The 686-nt window shown below is 68.2% G+C and carries 1 pseudogene; it reads right to left on the reverse strand.

The annotated features are described in order from the left end of the window. Nucleotides 1-561, reverse strand: a pseudogene (locus tag KVT32_RS28105) (indolepyruvate ferredoxin oxidoreductase family protein); the annotation flags it as partial. Nucleotides 562-686: the final 125 nt, after the last annotated feature.

Genomic DNA, 686 nt, shown 5'->3' on the forward strand with positions numbered 1-686 from the left:
GTAGAGCACCGGGATCATGCAGGCCGAGAAGATGTGGACGGACTGGTGCGGCAGGGTCGACGAATACGCGCCGTGGTCGTCGCCGGCCACCAGCAGCACGCCGCCGTTCTTGCTCGTTCCGGCATGGTTCATGTGCTTGAAGACGTCGCCGCAGCGGTCCACGCCCGGGCCCTTGCCGTACCCCATGGCGAACACGCCGTCGTACTTGGTCGGGCCGATCAGGTCGACCGTTTGCGTGCCCCAGACGGCGGTCGCGGCCAGGTCCTCGTTCACGCCCGGCACGAACTGCACGTGGTTCGCTTCCAGGTGCTTCTTCGCCTTCCACAGGGTCTCGTCGAGACCGCCCAGCGGCGAGCCGCGGTAGCCCGAGACGAAGCCGGCCGTGTCCAGGCCGGCGGCGGCGGCGCGCTCGCGCTGCATCATCGGCAGGCGCACCAGGGCCTGGAGGCCGGACAGGAAGATGTTGCCGGTCTTGGCAGTGTATTTGTCGTCGAGGGTGACAGTGGTCAGACGCGAGGTGTAATCCTGCGCGGGCTCGCGCGGCGCGACGGTATCGGGCATGTGAGTCTCCAAGCTTTGTAGTTGGTGTTGTCCCGCCGGGCTGGCGCACCGGGTAGGTGCTGGGCGCGGCGGACGGGTGTCGCGGTCGGCGACGCATGGTGCAGACGAACCGGCAGGGGTTCATC

The organism is Achromobacter sp. GbtcB20 (assembly GCF_019091095.1).
GTDB lineage: Bacteria > Pseudomonadota > Gammaproteobacteria > Burkholderiales > Burkholderiaceae_B > Achromobacter > Achromobacter mucicolens.